The sequence below is a fragment of the Microbacterium sp. Se63.02b genome (assembly GCF_014171575.1).
Lineage (GTDB): Bacteria > Actinomycetota > Actinomycetes > Actinomycetales > Microbacteriaceae > Microbacterium.
Genome location: NZ_CP050453.1, coordinates 1,536,043 through 1,551,189, shown reverse-complemented (window position 1 = coordinate 1,551,189; position 15,147 = coordinate 1,536,043). Strand labels below are relative to the sequence as shown.

14 protein-coding genes and 1 pseudogene are annotated in these 15,147 nt (G+C 68.5%); 7 read left to right on the top strand and 8 right to left on the bottom strand.

All coding sequences use genetic code 11. The annotated features are described in order from the left end of the window. Positions 1 to 13: 13 nt before the first annotated feature. Positions 14 to 1,003, bottom strand: a complete 990-nt coding sequence (gene galE / locus G4G29_RS07645; RefSeq protein ID WP_183152375.1) for a UDP-glucose 4-epimerase GalE — start codon at positions 1,001 to 1,003, stop codon at positions 14 to 16. A 148-nt stretch (positions 1,004 to 1,151) separates the two neighbouring features. Here galE and G4G29_RS07640 point away from each other — a divergent pair, with 148 nt between their 5' ends. Genes G4G29_RS07640 through G4G29_RS07630 form a run of 3 tightly spaced genes read left to right on the top strand, consistent with a single transcriptional unit; the run spans position 1,152 to position 4,630 of the window. Then, the gene (locus tag G4G29_RS07640; RefSeq protein ID WP_183152374.1) at positions 1,152 to 3,062 is read left to right on the top strand and encodes a glycosyltransferase; all 1,911 of its coding nucleotides are present in this window, start codon (positions 1,152 to 1,154) and stop codon (positions 3,060 to 3,062) included. Further along, on the top strand, positions 3,059 to 4,021 hold the full coding sequence (locus G4G29_RS07635) for a glycosyltransferase (protein WP_183152373.1): 963 nt from the start codon (positions 3,059 to 3,061) through the stop codon (positions 4,019 to 4,021). The genes G4G29_RS07640 and G4G29_RS07635 overlap by 4 nt, the downstream gene beginning before the upstream one ends. Before the next feature lie 3 nt (positions 4,022 to 4,024). After that, a complete protein-coding gene (locus G4G29_RS07630) occupies positions 4,025 to 4,630 on the top strand; it encodes a hypothetical protein (protein WP_183152372.1) in 606 nt (201 codons plus the stop codon). A gap of 36 nt (positions 4,631 to 4,666) precedes the next feature. Here the strand turns inward: G4G29_RS07630 and G4G29_RS07625 are convergent, their stop codons facing one another. The 4 genes from G4G29_RS07625 to G4G29_RS21675 form a co-directional block, all read right to left on the bottom strand. Further along, positions 4,667 to 5,401 carry an ABC transporter ATP-binding protein gene (locus G4G29_RS07625; protein WP_183152371.1) on the bottom strand — a complete coding sequence of 245 codons (735 nt, stop codon included), beginning with the start codon at positions 5,399 to 5,401 and terminating at the stop codon, positions 4,667 to 4,669. Then, the gene (locus G4G29_RS07620; protein WP_183152370.1) at positions 5,401 to 6,192 is read right to left on the bottom strand and encodes an ABC transporter permease; all 792 of its coding nucleotides are present in this window, start codon (positions 6,190 to 6,192) and stop codon (positions 5,401 to 5,403) included. Before G4G29_RS07620 ends, G4G29_RS07625 begins: the two co-directional genes overlap by 1 nt. A gap of 10 nt (positions 6,193 to 6,202) precedes the next feature. Further along, positions 6,203 to 7,339 (bottom strand): UDP-galactopyranose mutase, encoded by a 1,137-nt coding sequence (gene glf, locus G4G29_RS07615; protein ID WP_183152369.1) that lies wholly within the window; start codon positions 7,337 to 7,339, stop codon positions 6,203 to 6,205. A gap of 321 nt (positions 7,340 to 7,660) precedes the next feature. Beyond that, positions 7,661 to 7,867 carry a hypothetical protein gene (locus G4G29_RS21675; protein ID WP_244632510.1) on the bottom strand — a complete coding sequence of 69 codons (207 nt, stop codon included), beginning with the start codon at positions 7,865 to 7,867 and terminating at the stop codon, positions 7,661 to 7,663. A gap of 330 nt (positions 7,868 to 8,197) precedes the next feature. Between G4G29_RS21675 and G4G29_RS07605 the strand changes: the two genes are divergently transcribed. From G4G29_RS07605 to G4G29_RS07590, 4 genes are all read left to right on the top strand, one after another. After that, positions 8,198 to 8,968, top strand: a complete 771-nt coding sequence (locus tag G4G29_RS07605; RefSeq protein WP_309491654.1) for a cell wall-binding repeat-containing protein — start codon at positions 8,198 to 8,200, stop codon at positions 8,966 to 8,968. Between the two features lie 99 nt (positions 8,969 to 9,067). Further along, positions 9,068 to 9,676, top strand: coding sequence for a fibronectin type III domain-containing protein (locus G4G29_RS07600; RefSeq protein ID WP_183152366.1), 609 nt, complete (start codon positions 9,068 to 9,070; stop codon positions 9,674 to 9,676). Next, the gene (locus tag G4G29_RS07595; protein ID WP_183152365.1) at positions 9,646 to 10,443 is read left to right on the top strand and encodes a cell wall-binding repeat-containing protein; all 798 of its coding nucleotides are present in this window, start codon (positions 9,646 to 9,648) and stop codon (positions 10,441 to 10,443) included. The genes G4G29_RS07600 and G4G29_RS07595 overlap by 31 nt, the downstream gene beginning before the upstream one ends. Positions 10,444 to 10,558: 115 nt before the next feature. Continuing rightward, positions 10,559 to 11,599, top strand: coding sequence for a cell wall-binding repeat-containing protein (locus G4G29_RS07590; protein ID WP_183152364.1), 1,041 nt, complete (start codon positions 10,559 to 10,561; stop codon positions 11,597 to 11,599). A 52-nt stretch (positions 11,600 to 11,651) separates the two neighbouring features. On the opposite strand, the pseudogene G4G29_RS07585 reads toward G4G29_RS07590, so the two are convergent. The 3 genes and pseudogenes from G4G29_RS07585 to wecB form a co-directional block, all read right to left on the bottom strand. Beyond that, a pseudogene (locus tag G4G29_RS07585) lies at positions 11,652 to 12,946 on the bottom strand (nucleotide sugar dehydrogenase). A 21-nt stretch (positions 12,947 to 12,967) separates the two neighbouring features. Further along, positions 12,968 to 14,080, bottom strand: coding sequence for an acyltransferase family protein (locus tag G4G29_RS07580; RefSeq protein ID WP_183152363.1), 1,113 nt, complete (start codon positions 14,078 to 14,080; stop codon positions 12,968 to 12,970). Then, positions 14,077 to 15,141: a UDP-N-acetylglucosamine 2-epimerase (non-hydrolyzing) gene (wecB, locus tag G4G29_RS07575; RefSeq protein WP_183152362.1), complete on the bottom strand. Its 1,065-nt coding sequence runs from the start codon at positions 15,139 to 15,141 to the stop codon at positions 14,077 to 14,079. The genes G4G29_RS07580 and wecB overlap by 4 nt, the downstream gene beginning before the upstream one ends. Positions 15,142 to 15,147: the final 6 nt, after the last annotated feature.

The window sequence follows — 15,147 nt, the reverse complement described above, 5'->3', positions numbered from 1 at the left end:
GCTCGGGGAGGCGTCAGCCCAGCGAGCGCAGCTTCTCCGCCCACGCGATCGCGTCGCGCACGCCGTCGTCCACCGAGCGTTCCGCACGCCAGGCGAGCACATCGGCCGCGCGGTCGACGATCGCGTACGCGCCCGCCTGGTCACCCGGGCGGCGGGCGGCCTCGACCACGGGGAGCGGCTCTCCGGTGACGCGCTCGAAGGCGCTGATGAGTTCGCGAACCGTCACCCCGGCTCCTGTGCCGAGGTTGATCACCTGAGAGGGCGCGTCAGGGGTTGCGACCTGGTCGAACCTCTGCACTGCCGCGACATGCGCGAGAGCCAGATCCCAGACGTGGATGTAGTCCCGAAGCCCCGTCCCGTCCCGCGTCGCCCAGTCGGTGCCGGTGATCGTGAACGGCTCCCCGGACGCGCGTGCCTGCATGATCCGGCCCAGGGCGTGCGAGGGGGTCGGGTTCTGCAACCCGGTGCGCAGCCGCGGGTCCGCTCCGATCGGATTGAAGTAGCGCAGCGCGATGGCACGGAAGTCCCCCGCTCTCGCGGAGTCGTCGAGGATCTGCTCGATCATGGCCTTGGTCGCCGCGTACGGGCTCGCCGGCGCGAGGCTGCCGTGTTCGTCCACGCCTTCGCCGGACTCGCCCGCATACACCGCCGCCGAGGAGCTGAACACGATCCGGGGGATCCCCGCGTCGCGCAGCCCCTGCAGGAGCGTGATCGTCTTGCCGACGTTCGCGTCGTAATACCCGAGCGGGTCCGCGACGGATTCCGGGACAACGATCCGCGCGGCGCAATGGATGACCGCGTCGATGTCGGGGTGATCGGCCAGCAGCGTGTCGAGCACGGCACGGTCGGCGATGTCGCCGATGTAGAGATCGCGCCCCTCGCCGAAGGCCTTGAGCCCGGTGGAGAGATCGTCGAGGATCACGACCTCGATCCCTGCCTCGATGCATGCCGTCGCGACAGTCGCGCCAATGTAGCCGGCACCGCCGGTGATCAGTACCTTCATCGCGGTCAGTCTAGCCAGTGCGTCTCGTCGCCCGGCGGGAGGCTCTCCGCAGATCCAGAGGTCATCGACGGTAGGCTACTCACTGCTCGTCGAATCCCGCGCCGTCCTCCGACGGCGGCCTGTGGCATCAACATCGGAGAACCTCCCAGTGGCTCACGTCCTTCAGAACGTCGTCTTCCCACTTGATCGCGACCCCGATCTGCTCCCCCTCTACGCCGACCCGGAGACGTGGTCGGTGATCGAGAACGAGCCCGTGCGCGTGTCCAATCGTGCGCACCTCGGAAACATCCTCGGACGCCACCGCGCACGCATCGTGGCAGGGCGTCGCGTCTCGCTCGGGACCTACTTCAACGCGTTCCCCGCCTCCTACTGGCAGCACTGGACGAGCGTGCGCGACGTGCGGCTCACCGTGCGGACCACAGGACCCGCCACCATCCTGGTCTACCGCTCCAACGGGTCGGGCGTCCGCCAGCGCGTCGCCACCCGCGAGGTGACCGGCGAGTCATCGACGTCCTTCGACCTCGAGCTCACGCAGTACAGCGACGGCGGGTGGATCTGGTTCGACATCGTCGCCGACGAGAAGCCGGCCGTGCTCGAGGGCGCCGTATGGACCACAGAGCAGGAGCCCGCGCGGACCGGCAAGGCCTCGCTCGGCATCACGACCTACAACAAGCCCGACTACTGCGTCGAGACGCTGCGCGCGCTGGCCGCATCCCCCGACGCACTGGAGTTCGTCGACCGGATCTTCCTGGTCGACCAGGGCAACCGGCTCGTCGCCGACCAGGACGGCTACGACGACGTCGCCGCGAGTCTCGGGGAGACTCTGCAGGTGATCCGGCAGGACAACCTTGGCGGCTCCGGCGGATTCGCCCGTGCCATGCATGAGGCGCTGCAGCGTCCGGAGAGCGACTTCGTCCAGCTCCTCGACGACGACGTGCGGCTCGAACCCGAATCGCTGCGCCGTTCGATCGTGTTCGGTCAGTACGCGACCAGTCCGCTGCTCGTCGGCGGGCACATGTTCGACCTGCTCGATCGCCCCAAGCTGCACGGCTGGGCCGAGGTCGTCGACGAGGGCCCCTTCATGTGGCGCAACCTCTATCAGGAGAAGATGCCGCACGACTTCGGCGTCTCGAACCTCCGTCAGTCCACTCTCCTGCACATGCGCATGGATGCCGACTACAACGGCTGGTGGATGTGCCTGATCCCGCTCGACGCCGTCCGGAAGGTCGGTCTGTCGCTTCCGGCCTTCATCAAGTGGGACGACGCCGAGTTCTGCCTGCGCGCCGGAGAAGCGGGTTTCCCGACCGTGTCGATGCCGGGAGTCGCGCTCTGGCACGTCGCCTGGGTCAACAAGGACGACACGATCGACTGGCAGGCGTATTTCCACGCGCGCAACCGCATCGTCGCGGGCTTGCTGCATTCCAACGCCCCCCGTGGGGGTCGCCTCATCGTGCACAGCCGACGCGTCGACCTCAAGCACCTCATGATGATGCAGTATTACCCGGCTGCCCTTCGCGCCAGGGCGCTGAAGGATGTGCTCTCCGGTCCGGAGCACCTGCGCCGAGACCTCGCCACCGCGATGCCCGCAGCGCGCGCCCTCGCCGCGGACTTCCCGGAGACCGTCGTGCATCGCGACCCGTCGACGGTGCTGCACTCGCGGCGCGGGCGTCAGGTGTACAAGCAGCTGGACAAGAACGATCTGGACAACCCGAAGGGCCTCCGGCTGCGCTGGTTCACCCTCGCCACGCTCGCGTCGCACTTCCTGCACCGTCCGAATCCTGCCAACGTCGCCCAGCCCGAGGTGGAGTTCGGCAAGGAGGATGCGCACTGGTGGCGCGTCCCCGCCTTCGACAGCGCCCTCGTGAGCGCCGCCGACGGGTCAGGCAAGAACATCTACACGCGTGACCGCGCGAAGTACCGCCGGATGCTGCGAGAGACGCTGCGGCTGCACGCCGAACTGCGCCGCCGCTGGCCCGAGCTGCAGAAGCAGTATCGGCAGGCGCTCCCCGATCTCGTCTCCCCCCAGTCCTGGCAGAAGATCTTCGAGGAGAAGGCATGACCGCGGCTCCCGCTGCATTCGACCCGAAGTCCGCGACGATCGTCGTCGTCACCTTCAACCGCTCCCACCTTCTCTCGGGCCTGCTGACCAGCATCACCGCGATGGACCCCAAACCGGGGCGCGTCGTGATCATCGACAACGCCTCGTCCGACGACACGACCGACGTGGTCGAGTCGTTCCGCGACGACATCGGCACCGAGATCGTGTACCGACGACTGGACACCAACACCGGCGGCTCCGGCGGCTTCAGCGAGGGCATGCGCACCGCGTACGAACTCGGCTCCGAGTGGATCTGGATGATGGACGACGACGTCGAGGTCCTCACCGAGGGTCTCGCGAAGATGGGCGCCTGGAGCAGCCGGTTCAAGAGCATCCAGGGACGCCGCTTCGACTACGACGGCAGCGAGTTCTACTGGCAGTACCGCATCGCCGAGCGCATGGGCATCCCGATCCCGTTCGCCCCGTCGGGCTTCGACGAGACCGGATACAAGGAGATGAACAGCGGATGCTTCGAGGGCATGTTCATCCACCGCTCGATCGTGCAGCAGATCGGATTGCCCGACCCCCGGTTCTTCATCTACTGGGATGACCAGATGTACGGGTGGCTGGCCTCGCGTCTGACCACCGCGGTGATCGTCGACGAATTCGTGCTGCGTCGCACCCGTGAGATCAAGCAGTGGGACATGGGCATCCGCCACATGAACGCGTCGAGCAACGCCTACCGCTACTACATCATGCGCAACCGCGGCTTCATCAAGCAGTATTACCGTGTCCACGGGGTCTACAACCCCGTGCTGTTCGGCCTCGGCACCGCGGCGACCTTCTTCAAGGAGCTCATCCGCCTCGTCTTCGTCGAGCGGACCGTGCGCGGTACGAGCAACCTCTTCCGCGGCATCCGCGACGGGGGTAAGGCGGGCCGCGACCGCACCTGGCAGCCCATGCCCCCTCTGGAGGCGTGAAGCATGGACGAACAGGCGCCGGAGCTGCGCTGGGCTCCCCTGCCCCCGCAGCCGAAGAGGACGGGACGAGTCTGGCTCATCGTGGGGCTCGTCGTCGCGGCGCTCGCGATCGTCGGAGCCCTCCTCTTCTTCCTGGTGCCGCGCGGCGAGAACACGCCGCCGTCGGAGTCCGCCTCCCCTTCGCCCTCCGCTTCCGCATCGCCCACCCCGACGGCGACCCCGACCGCTTCTCCGACGCCCTCCGCCGTACCGGAGCCGACGCAGACCCCGATGGTGACCCCACCGCCCGTCGCAGACCCCAGCCTCGAGGTCTTCCGCGAGCGCGTGAGCGGCCCGCTGGGCGCCGCTCCTCGCGGCCTCGACATCATCGCCGGGTCGAGCGGGCAGGACGCCCTCTCCGTCGTCGACACGCTCCAACTGGACGCGCAGGGGCTTTCGGATGCCCGGCCGCCGTCATCGATCGATGCGGCCTGGCACGACGGGGTGTCGGCGTACAGCGAGCGCCTCACGCAGCTGCGCACGGCGATCTCGAACCAGTCGGGCGTCTCCGCGGCCGTGGATGCGGCCAGGGCGTCCGTCCAGCAGCTGAGGACAGTGGTCGGACTCTGAGCCGGAGGCGGTCGTGGTCCGTCGGGATCGCGCTCGTTACACCGCGTAGTCGGCGTTGTAGCGGTCGAGCACCTCGGCGATCGGGGCGTCGAGCGCCAGCGCTCCCTTGTCGAGGTAGAGCCCCCTGGTGCAGAAACGTCGCAGGTCGCGCTCGTTGTGACTGACGAAGAAGAGCGTGCGCCCTTCGGCGAGCAGCTCGTCGATGCGCTTGTAGCACTTGTCGCGGAACGCCTTGTCGCCGACGGCGAGCACCTCGTCGACGAGCAGGATCGGCTCGTCGAGCTGCGACACGACCGAGAACGCGAGCCTCACCTTCATCCCGTTGGAGAGGTGCTTGTACGGAGTCTCCTCGAACCCGGCGAGTTCCGCGAAGGCGATGATGTCGTCGTAGCGCCGAGAGACCTCGTCGCGCGACATCCCGTGCAGGCCCGCGGTCAGACGGACGTTCTCGCGCACGGTGAGGTCGCCGACGAATCCGCCGGTGATCTCGATCAGGGGGGCGACTCCCCCGTTCACCGAGACGGTGCCCTCATCCGGGAGCAGCACCTTCGCGACGAGCCGGAGCAGCGTGGACTTGCCCTGCCCGTTGCGCCCGACCACCCCGATGGACTCCCCGGGCTGCACGGTGAAGGAGACGTCGCGAAGCGCCCAGAACTCGCCGGGGCGCGACCTGCGCGAGGCTCCGGCGAACAGGTCCTTGAAACTGCGGCGTCCTCGCCTGTTCCGTCGGAAATGAACGCCGAGCCCCTGGACTTCGATCGCCGGTGCCATCACAGCTCCTTCAGCACGGGGCGCTCGAGACGGCCGAACGTCCACATCCCGAGCGCGAGGATGCCCACGCACATCACCGCGCTGATGAGAACCGGCATCGGCTCCCACAGGTCGGGGAAGAAGCCGACCCGGTACAGCGTGAAGATGCCCGCGAGCGGGTTGAACGCCCCGATGATGTCGAAGGGCGCGGGGAGGTCGCGGAAGCTGTAGATCACGGGCGAAGCGTAGAAGAGCGCCCGCAGGATGAGCGCCGTCGTGCGTTCGAGATCGGCGTACAGGGCGCACAGCGGCGCCACGAGGAGGCCGAGTCCGACGAGAAGGACGGTCTGCATGAGGATCGCCACCGGGAACCAGAGCAGCATCCAGGAGACGTGCGCCCCGCTGAAGACCGCGAAGAGGACGAGCACGGGCATGGAGAACAGGAACTCGATGCCCTTGCTCAAGACGATGCGGTTCACCCAGATGGAGCGGGGGATGGCGGTGGACCTGACCAGGCGGGAGTCCTTCTTGAACGCCCGTGTGAAGTCCGACACCGAGGTGTTGAACCAGACCCACGGCAGCAGCGCGACGATGAGGAACACGATGTACGGGTCCTCACCGACGCTCCGGTGGAAGATCTGCGTGAAGACGAACCAGTAGATCGCGCTCATCACGAGCGGATCGAGGATCGACCACAGGTAGCCGAGGGAGCTCGTCGCGTACCGGACCTTCAGGTCGCGGGCGGACAGCAGCCACAGCGAATGCAGATAGCGCCGGGGCGTCCCGGGCGCCCCGACAGCAGCGTGACTCACGATGTCGAGTCTAGGAGAGAGTGTTGTTCCAGAGCGACAGCGCCGAGCCGATGGCCATGTGCATGTCGAGGTACTGGTACGTTCCGAGGCGGCCGCCGAAGTGCACGTCTTGCTCGCCCTTGGCCAGCTCGCGGTAGGCCAGCAGCCCCTCGCGGTCGGTCGGGGTGTTCACCGGGTAGTACGGCTCGTCCTCCCGTTCCGCGAAGCGCGAGAACTCCCGCATGATCACGGTCTTGTCCGACTCGTAGACGTCCTTGCGCTCCGGGTGGAAGTGCTTGAACTCGTGGATGCGGGTGTACGGCACGTCCATGTCGGGGTAGTTCATGACGCTCGTGCCCTGGAAGTCGCCCACGTTCAGCACCTCCTGCTCGAAGTCGAGCGTGCGCCAGCTCAGCGCGCCCTCGGCGTAGTCGAAGTAGCGGTCGACCGGGCCGGTGTACACGACGGGGACCTGCCCGACGGTCGCCTTCTTGCTGAGCGGCTGCGCGTCGTCGAAGTAGTCGACGTTCAACTTCACGTCGATGTTCGGGTGGTCGGCCATCCGCTCCAGCCACGCGGTGTAGCCGTCTGTGGGAAGGCCCTCCCAGGTGTCGTTGAAGTAGCGGTTGTCGTACGTGTAGCGCACCGGGAGGCGGCTGATGATGTCTCCGGACAGCTTCTGCGGATCGGTCTGCCACTGCTTCGCGGTGTAGTCACGGAAGAAGGCCTCGAAGAGGGGACGTCCGACGAGCGCGATGCCCTTCTCCTCGAAGTTCGCAGCTGTCTTGGCGTCGAACTCGCCCGCCTGCTCCTTGACCAGCGCGCGCGCCTGATCGGGCGTGTACGCCGACTGGAAGAACTGGTTGATCGTCCCGAGGTTCACCGGCATCGGGAACACCGTGCCCTTGTGCGTCGTGTAGACCCGGTGGACGTAGTTCGTGAACGACGTGAAGCGGTTCACGTACTCCCACACGGTCGCGTTGGAGGTGTGGAAGAGATGCGCACCGTAGCGGTGCACCTCGATCCCCGTCTCGGGCTCGGCCTCGCTGTAGGCGTTGCCGCCGATGTGGTGGCGGCGGTCGATGACAGTTACCTTGCGGCCCGCTTCGGCGGCACGCTCAGCGATGGTGAGGCCGAAGAAGCCCGACCCGACGACGAGAAGATCCATGCCACCCATGGTATCGGCGCGTGGCTGGGAGCCCGTCCCGCGGCGGCGTCCCCTCCCGCTCTCCCCAGTTTGTCCACGCGCGCGCACTCGACCGCTACGCTGAGCGGCATGCGGGAACGCCGCAGCCAGTTCACCACAAGATGGAGTTCCCATGTCCCGACGTGCGGTACCCGCTGCTCTCGCCGCGGTCGTCTTCGCTGCCTCTCTGCTCACCGCGACCGGGATGAGCGCGTCCGCCGACGTCACGCGACCGTCGGAGACCGGCACCGCAGCCGACATCTCCTTCCCCGCCGGGGTCTCACGTCTTGCGGGCAACGACCGCTACGACACCGCGATCGCCGTGTCGAAGAAGTACGCTGCGGGCACGGATGCGGTCTTCGTCGCCACCGGCGCGAACTTCCCTGACGCCCTGTCCGCGGCCGCGGCCGCGGCACGCCTCGGCGCACCGCTGCTGCTCACGCCGGGCACGGCATTGCCTGCCGCCGTGCGTACGGAGATCACGCGGCTGAGCCCCTCGACCATCTTCATCGCCGGTTCCGAAGGTGCGGTCGGCGCTGGCGTCGAACGCGCGCTCACGGCGATCGCGCCGGTGGAGCGACTCGGGGGCGCCTCCCGATATGAGACGGGAAATGCGCTGGTCCGCCGGGTCTTCCCAGGAGCCACCCACGCCTTCATCGCGACAGGAAGGACGTTCCCCGACGCCCTCGCCGCCACCGGCGCCGCAGGTGCCACGTCAGCACCGGTCATCCTCGTGGACGGCGCAGCCGCCTCGCTGCCGACCGACACTCGAGACCTGCTCGACGCTCTCGGCGTCTCCGCGGTGACCATCGTCGGAGGGGCGGGTGCGGTCTCCCCGGCATCGAGGCGGAGCTCGCGAACGCGTACGACGTCCAGCGGCTGGGCGGCGCCGGCAGGTTCGACACCGCGGCACTCATCAACGATTCCTTCTTCTCCGCCGGCTCGGCCCCCGCGGCCTTCCTCGCGACGGGACAGAACTTCCCTGACGCGCTGGCCGGTGCCGCGCTGGCAGGACGCACCAAGAGCCCGGTCTACGTCACGAACGCCGCCTGCGTGCCCGAATCCGCGCACCTGTCGCTGCAGCGACTCGGCGCCCCCAGCACGGTGGTGCTCGGAGGGGTCGCCGTGGTCGGCGCTCAGGCCGCCGCGAACATGGGCTGCCTCACGGCGGGAACTCCGACGATCTCCGGCACCGCCCAGGTGACCGGCTCGCTCACGGCGAACGTCGGGACGTGGACGGCGGGGACGACCTTCCAGTACCAGTGGCTTGCGAACGGGAGCCCCCTGACGGGGGCGACGGGGGCACGACTCCCGCTGAATGCAGCGCATGCGGGCAAGCAGATCTCCGTGCGGATCACCGGCTCCAACCCCGGCTACGTGTCGGCGACGGTGCTCTCCGGACGGACCTCGACCGTCTTCTATCCTGCGCGCACGACCCCGATCGACAGCTGGAACTGCCCGAGCTGGGCGCCGATCAAGGGGAACATCGGGGACAAGGAGAACATCTATCACATGCCAGGCGGACGTTACTACGCGGCTACGAACCCCGAAGAGTGCTTCCGCACGGAAGCCGCCGCGAAGAGCGCCGGCTACCGCCGCTCGAAGCTGTGACGACGTCGTCTCCGATCGCCCTGGCGCCCGGCTCGCGGCACGATAGGATCACGCAACGGCCCCGGGCTCTCCGGCGCCTCGAAGAGAAACGATGACTCCTTGAAAACACGTTCGCACCGTCGCGCCGTCGTTGCCGCGACCGTTCTCGCCCTCGCGCTGTCGACTCCACTCGCCGCAGCGGCCGCCGGAGACCAGGAGCTTCCGCAGCTCGATCAGACCGACTCCTCGACGCCGCCTGAAACGCACTTCCGGCTGGACGAGGCGCCGGTCTCGAGCAACCGCTCGGCGGAACCGAAGGCGCTGGCCGCTGCAGAAGCGCCCGGCACCGTCACGGGTGTGACCATCGGCGATGTGACCTCCACTGACGCTCACGCCGCCTGGGCCGCGCCCGCGGACAACGGTTCGACGATCATCGGGTACCACCTGCAGCTCCTCATCGGCGGCTCCGTCATCGAGGAGTTCGTGTCTGACACCCCCGTGCTCGGCGCAACCCTCTTCAACCTCGCCCCCGACACCACCTACGGGTTCCGCGTCGCTGCGGTGAACGCCGTCGGCACCGGTGCCTTCTCCGCGGTGCAGTCCTTCACCACGACGCATACGTGGGTGGAGCGGCAGTTCGGCGCCGACCGCTTCGAGACCGCCGTGCGCGTCTCCGAGAGCGCCTTCCCCTACGAGGGGTGCCGGTCACGTTCATCGCGAACGGTCTGAACTTCCCCGATGCTCTGGCCGCGGCCGCGGCCGCCGGCACCTTCGGTGGGCCTGTGCTCCTCACGCGACCGACCAGCGTGAGCGTCGGAACCGTGGACGAGGTCGCCGCGCTGAAGCCGGAGTACCTCTTCGCCGCCGGAGGAAAGGCCGTCGTCGGGGATTCCGTGTTCAACAAGCTCTCGCCGTACGCGACCATGGGCTCCGACCGCGCTGCGGGCGCGTCGCGATACGAGACCGCCGGCCTCATCTCCACGCTGTGGGAGTCGACCGGTACCGTGTACCTCGCCAACGGGATGAACTTCCCTGACGCCCTGGCCGGTGCTGCCGCGGCGGGGTACGAGGGCGCTCCGGTACTGCTCACGAAGCAGGGCTCACTCCCGCCGGAGACGGCGGCGTACCTGAACTACCTCCGACCGACGAGACTCGTCATCCTCGGTGGTACCGGCGCCGTCAGCCAGGCCGTCGTCGACCAGGCGCAGCGGGCAGCCGGCGGATTCGTCGCGTCGATCCAGCGCCTGTCGGGCGACAGCCGCTACGACACCGCGGTCGACATCTCCCGTCGCACCTTCACCGCGCCGCGGGTGCCCGTGGTGTACATCGCCAGCGGGCAGAACTTCGCCGATGCGCTCGCGGGAGCTGCGGCGGCCGGCGCCCTCGGTGGACCCGTGCTGCTGACAGAGCCGAACGCGATCAGCGACGCGACCATCGCCGAGATCGAACGACTGGACCCGGTCCGCGTGGTCGTGCTCGGGGTCCCGCGGTCGTGAGCGACACCGTCAGGACCGCATCGCGAACGCGCTCGACTGACCGACTCGGAACGGTCGCGGCGCCCTCGTGCCGCGACCGTTCTGGTGTTCTCGGCCCGTACCGAAAGGGTTTCCCTTGTCTCCCCGATCACGACGCCGCTCCTTCACCGTCGTTCTGACGCTCGCCCTCGCCGTCGCCACGCCTCTCGCTGCTCACCCCGCCGCGTCCGCGACCACGGCCGCACAGACCTCGGTCGAGCGGATCTTCGGCACCGACCGCTACGAGACGGCGGCAGCGGTGTCAGCCGACGCGTTCTCGCGCGGCGGAGTGATCACTGCCTTCGTCGCGAGCGGCGTGGACTTCCCCGACGCCCTCTCCGCCGCTGCCACCGCCGGACTCATGGACGGCCCTGTCCTCCTCACGAAGCCGGGGTACCTGCCTGCGGTGACGGCGCAGGAAGTCGACGCCCTCGAGCTCGATTCGGTCTTCGTGACCGGCGGAACCGGCGCTGTGAGCGACACGGTGCTGCGTCAGCTCGAACCGCTCACGGCCGAGGGGTCGTTCCGCTTCGGCGGTGCGGACAGATACGCCACCGCGGCCGCCATGCTGCCCTGGTGGACCCTCGAGTTCCCTGACACGGTCTTCCTCGCGAGCGGCGCCGACTATCCGGACGCGCTCTCGGGAGCGGCGGCGGCAGGATTCCTGCATTCGCCGGTCCTCCTCACCGCGCCCGACGCCCTGCCCGCCCAGACCGCGGACGCACTGCGGCGCCTCGCCCCGTCCACCGTGATCGCGCTCGGGGGCACCGGTTCCCTCAGCGACGCCGTGCTGGAGAGCGCGCGCCTCGCCACCGGTGTCGACGATGCGACGACCGAGCGCCGAGGCGGCCAGACCCGGTACGACACGGCCGTTTCCGTGTCTCAGGGGACGTTCGCCACCGGCGCACGCGTGCCGATCGTGTACGTCGCCAGCGGCGAGAACTTCGCCGATGCCCTCGCCGGAGCGGCGGCCGGAGGCAGTCTCGGCGGCCCCGTTCTGCTCACCCCGGCGCAGGACGCCCCCGCAGCCGTGCTCGCAGAACTCCGAAGGCTCGACCCGCAGCGTGTCGTGATCCTCGGAGGGCCGAGCGTGATCAGCGACCACGTCGCCACTCAGATCGCCGCCGCCCTGGGCTGAGGCATCTCCCCAGGGGTGGCGACGATGCCGCTTCCGGTGCGGAGGTGCGGTGTCAGCCCGCGGTACCGACGACGATGCGCGGCGTCCCGGCCCACAGAGCCGGATCGGTAGCCGCGCGGCCGTCGACGATCAGCTTGATGCCGGGCAGCTGCGCAGGCGTCAGCTCCTTGTAGTCGGCGTGGTCGGTCTGCAGGACGGCCAGGTCGACCTCGCCCCGATGGCGTAGGGCTCGAATCCGAGGCCGCGCAGCTCGTCGTCGCTGTACAGCGGGTCGTGCACCACGACCTCGGCCCCACGATCCTTCAGAGCCTTCACCGTCGGGAACACCCCGGAGAACGCCGTCTCCTTCACGCCGCCGCGGTAGGCCGCGCCGAGGACGACGGCGCGCTGGCCGCTCAGGTCGCCGAGGATGCCCTCGGCCTGCGCGACGAGGCGCTCCGGCATCGAGGCGTTGAGCTGACGTGCGACGCGCACGATGTCGGCATCGGGGTCGGTCGACAGGTACAGCCGCGGGTAGACCGGGATGCAGTGACCGCCGACAGCGATGCCGGGGCGGTGGATGTGGCTGTAGGGCTGCGAGTTGCAGGCCTCGATCACCTTGTAGACGTCGATGCCGTGGGAAGCGGCGAAGAGCCCGAACTGATTGGCCAGCCCGATGTTCACGTCGCGGTAGGTCGTCTCGGCCAGCTTCGCCATCTCAGAGGCCTCGGTGCTGCCGAGGTCCCAGACGCCGTTCGGCTGAGCCAGATCGGGGCGCTCGTCGAACTGCAACACGGCCTCGTAGAACTCGCGGGCGCGACGATTGCCCTCGTCGGAGAGGGCGCCGATGAGTTTCGGGTACTTGCGCAGGTCGGCGAAGACACGGCCCGTGAGCACGCGCTCCGGAGAGTAGGCGAGGAAGAAGTCGGTCCCCTCGGTGAGGCCCGATCCCTCCTCGAGCATCGGCTTCCAGCGGTTCCGCGTGGTTCCGACCGGAAGGGTGGTCTCGTAGGAGACCAGGGTGCCCGGCGTCAGATGCTCCGCGAGCGAGCGGGTGGCTGCATCCATGTACTTGAAGTCGGGTTCCCAGGTCTCATCGTCCACGAACACGGGCGCGACGAGCACGACGGCGTCGGCCCCGGGGATCGCCTCGGCGTAATCGGTCGTGGCACGCAGTCGACCGGCGGGGATCAGCTCCTCGAGACGCTCCTGCAGCTCGGCCTCGCCGGGGAACGGCTCCTTCGCGGCGTTGATCAGGTCGACGGCCCTCTGATTGACGTCGACGCCGACCACATCGTGACCGGAAGAGGCGAACTGGACGGCGAGAGGGAGCCCGATCTTTCCGAGGGCTACGACGGCGATACGCATGATCCCCAGTCTACGGGCGCGTCAGACGACGCGTCGCAGACCCGGGACCCGCCGCATCAGGAAGACGACCAGGAACGAGGAGCAGACGACGACGAGCCACTCGAGCACCGACAGCAGCAGCGACCCCGCTGCGGACTCGAAGGGCGGGAGTGCACGCACCAGGAGCATGATCGCGAAATGCACGAGGAAGACGCCGAAGGCGCAGTCGGACAGCTCGCGCACCATACGCTGGGCGCCCGGTCCGGGGTTCCACCGCCCCAGCGCGCTGTTGACGCAGATGAAGACGCCGAGCGATGCGGCGGCCACCACGGGCCCGAAGTAGCTCAGGGGAAGCACCGCGTCGACCAGCGGCAGGGAGGGACGCAGTCCGTACTGGACGATCGAGGCGACGATCGCGAGGACGGTGAGTCCCAGCACCACGACGAAGCGCCAGCCCGACACACGGACCGCACGCAACGCCCACCCCGCCAGGAAGTAGCCCGCGTAGGGCAGCCACTGCGTCAGCGCGAGCAGTGTCAACGGGGCCGCATCCCCCATCGCCGTCAGGACGCTCGAGGAGACCCCCGTGACGACGGTCGCACCGAGCGTCACTGCGGCGAAGATGACGGCTCGACGCTGTCCGCCGCCCTGAAGGAACGACGCCAGGACGGGCGCCACGACGTACAGGCCCACGATGAGCCACAGGAAGTACAGATGCGTGTAGGGCTGGCCGTCCAACACGAAGCGCGCGAGATCGAGACGGGTCGGCGCGATCTGCGAGAACAGCGTGCGGATGAGCACGAAGTAGAGGAGCGACCAGAAGACCAGCGCGGTGAGGAGCCGCGGAAGCCGCTTCCGGTAGAACAGTGCCGGACCGCCGGCATGCTGCCGCGGGGCCAGCACGAGGGCACCGGAGATCATGACGAACACGGGGACGACCCACACGAAGCCGATGTCGGCGACGACGGCGCCCCACCAGCCCGCCGTGCCACGGACGTCGGGATTCGCCACCATCCCCGCGAAGACATGGATCGCCACGACCCCGACCACCGAGCCGATGCGCAGGGCGTCAAGCGCCCACTGACGCCCGGACGCGGCGGACCTCGCTCGCCCAGGAGCGCCGGGCGAGCTTTCCTGCGCGGGTTCGGACGTCACGTCCGGTCCTGGAGCACCTGCACGACACGTTCTGCTGCACGACCGTCGCCGTAGGGTGCCGCATCGGTGGGCTGCGGGCGCTCACGGGCGACACCGCGCGCGATCTCCGCAGCGTCCTGTGCGAGGACGTTCCACCCGAGCTCGACCGTCTCGACCCACTCCGTCTCTGTCCGCACCGTCGTGCACGGCACTCCCAGCAGGAACGCCTCCTTCTGCAGGCCTCCGGAGTCGGTCACCACTCCGGCACTGGACAGCATGGCAGCGACGAGTTCGGGGTAGGCCAGCGGCGCGTGGACGATGAGCGATCCGCTCGCGAGGTCGATGCCGTGCTCTTGCGCCTTGGCGACCACCCGGGGGTGTGCGAGGAGGACGACCGGACGATCCAGACTCCCCAGCCCGGCCACCACCTCGGCGAGTCGTGCCGGGTCATCGGTGTTCTCGGCACGGTGAATGGTGGCGATGTAGTGTCCACCGACAGGGAGGCCGAGCTCTTCGACCAGCGGAGAAGGACGCGAGGCGACCTCGTCGCGAACCGTGAAGAGGACATCCGTCATCACGTCGCCGACGAGCACGGTGCGTTCGGCGAGCCCTTCCGCCGCGAGGTGATCGACGGCGACCTGCGTCGGTGCGAGCAGGAGGTCGGCCGCATGATCGGTCATCACCCTGTTGTGCTCCTCCGGCATGCGCCGGTTGAAGCTACGGAGCCCTGCTTCGAGGTGGGCGACGCGAATGTGCATCTTCACCGCGCTGAGCGCGGCCGCGACGGTGGAGTTGGTGTCTCCGTACACGAGCACCCAGTCCGGACGGTGCTCGTCGAACACCGCGTCCAGAGCCGCCAGCATCGCCCCGGTCTGGACACCATGAGACCCGCTTCCCACGCCGAGGTGGACGTGGGGGGCTCCGATGCCGAGGTCCTCGAAGAAGACATCCGACAGCATCGGGTCATAGTGCTGACCCGTATGCACGATCACATGGTCCACTCCTGCGGCCACGAACGCCTTGTGGATGGGCGCGAGCTTCACGAACTGGGGACGGGCGCCGACGACGCTGACGATCTTCACAACAGG